The following is a 2,361-nucleotide window of genomic DNA, read 5'->3' on the forward strand; positions in this document are numbered from 1 at the left end:
GTTTTAATGATTTTTTTTCTTCTTCGTTTAAAACATTTAAATTTTCAATTTCTTTTTGTTTATAAATTAAATTTTCATAAATTTCTTTTTTTTCTTCTTTTAGATTATTTATTTCTTGTTTTTGGCTTGTGATTTGTTGATTTAATTTAGTCACTTCTGAATTTAAAGTTTGGATATTGTTTTTTAATTGTTGTTTTTCTCTTTCAGACAAACGTTTATTTTCTGCTAATTCTTTTTTTTTTTCTTGTATTTCTTTGTTTTTTGCATCGATTTGTTTTTTTGATTGTTGAATAATGTTTTGTGTTTGTTTCACTTTGTTTCTTAATTTTTTTATATGATTTTGTTTTTCTTCTAGTTCTGCTTTGTATTTATTAATAGCGTTGTTTAAGTTTGTTATTTGCATATTAGCACTTTCAAGTTCATTATGAATAGATTCTAAGTCTATATTTTGTTCTTGTATTTGAAAATTTAATGATTTTTTTTCTTCTTCGTTTAAAATTTTTAAATTTTCGATTTCTTTTTGTTTGAAGATTAAGTTGCGGTGAATTTCGTTTTTTTCTTCTTGTAAAGTGTTTATTTCTTGTTTTTGGGTTGCTATTAGTTCATTTAAACCGTGAATATTTGAATTTAAATCTTCTATTTCTTCTTTTAATTCTTTTTTTTCTTTTTCTGATAAATTTTTGTTTTCTTCTAATTCTTTTATTTTTTCTTGTATTTCTTTGTTTTTTAAATCTATTTGATGTTTAGTTAATTTAATAATATTTTGTGTTTCTGTTACTTTAAGTTCTAAATAAGAAATATGGTTTTGTTTTTCTGCCAGTTCTATTTTGTGTTGGCTTATGTTATTTCGTAGATCTTGTATTTGATTGTTTGCGTTTTCCAAATTATTATTTATTGTTGTTAATTCTATGTTTTGCTCTTGGATTTGAAGTTTTAATGATTTTTTTTCTTCTTCGTTTAAGATATTTAAATTTTCAATTTCTTTTTGTTTATTTATTAAATTACGGTGAATTTCGTTTTTTTCTTCTGTTAAAAGAACTATTTCTTTTGATTGATTTACTATGAAATTATTGTAATTTATCACTTCTAAATTTAGATTTTTTAATTTTTTTTTTAATTCTTGTTTTTCTCTTTCTGATAAATTTTGGTTGTTTTCTAATTCTTTTTTTGTGTTTTTTAGAATTTCATTTTTATTATTTATTTCTTTTTGAAAATTGTTCATGTCTGTTTGCAATGAAGATAATTTGTTTTTTATTTGTTGTATTTCGTCTTGTTGTCTATAAATGGTTTTTTGTTGTTCTGTTGTTATATCTTTGTAATTGTTTATTTCTTGGTATAAAGAATCTATTTTTTGTTGTTGATCTTGAAAAAATTCATTTTTTTCTGTTAAAGAATTAAATTTTGTTTCTTTGGCTAATTTTTCATTTAATTCTAATAATTGTTCTATTTTCAGTAATTGTTCTACTATAAAGCTAGTATATTTATGAGAAACAAATAATATATTTTTTGGATACCAAAGAGACCAACTTTTATCATTAGATGATTGAAAATTATTTTTTTTACTTTTTAAATAATTATTATAATTTTTATAATCATAATTGTTAGCTATAAATCTAAAAATATGTCTATTATTATCAAAAGTTGTTTGATATAAAAAATCTTGGAATTCGTTTGTTAAATCGTATTTATCCAATAAACTTAAAAGATATTCTGTATCATTTATTTTTGTTTTATCTATTTCATAATATGATTTTTGTGTAAATTCTTCACAAATTTTTTCTATAACTTTTTTAAATGTTTTTGGATAGTTTTTTAAAATAGGAAAAAGATTATATAATTTTTTGGCTGATATATAATTTTCATAATTTTTGTAATTTTCTTCTTTTTTATCTGTTTGATAATTAGAATCTTTAAAATTATAATTGTTAGCTTTGACATTATACATAAAACATAATATAAATAAAATTAAAAAAATATTGAGTAAAAATAGTTTTTTATTTTTTTGCATGTTTATTGGTTTTCAAGACTTTCTAATTAAGATATATTTTATCTTATAAATGTTTTGAGGAAAATATTATGTTAATCATATTTTATTGATATTAGTGTGTTGTTTTTGATATGAAATTAAATATTTTTCTTTTCAGAAAGATGAATTTGTATATTAATGTCCTAGGTAAGGAATTATGATTGTTATTTTTTATTAGTGAATTTTATTTAGTTTATATAAATGTTCCATTCATTTTGGGACAGTTTTTTTTAATATATATCAAACGTCATTAAAATATAATAAATTTTTTTGCATGTTGATTGGTTTTCAAGACTTTCTAATTAAGATATATTTTATCTTATAAATGTTTTGAG

The 2,361-nt window shown here is 19.6% G+C and carries 1 protein-coding gene; it reads right to left on the minus strand.

Features of this window, described 5'->3' with window-relative positions; genetic code table 11:
* Nucleotides 1-2,008, minus strand: a 2,008-nt coding sequence (locus tag ACHMP6_RS01225) for a hypothetical protein (RefSeq protein WP_412097715.1), incomplete at its 3' end; no start/stop codon positions are given.
* Nucleotides 2,009-2,361: the final 353 nt, after the last annotated feature.

The sequence above is a fragment of the Candidatus Phytoplasma palmae genome, from assembly GCF_046896035.1.
Lineage (GTDB): Bacteria > Bacillota_I > Bacilli_A > Acholeplasmatales > Acholeplasmataceae > Phytoplasma > Phytoplasma palmae.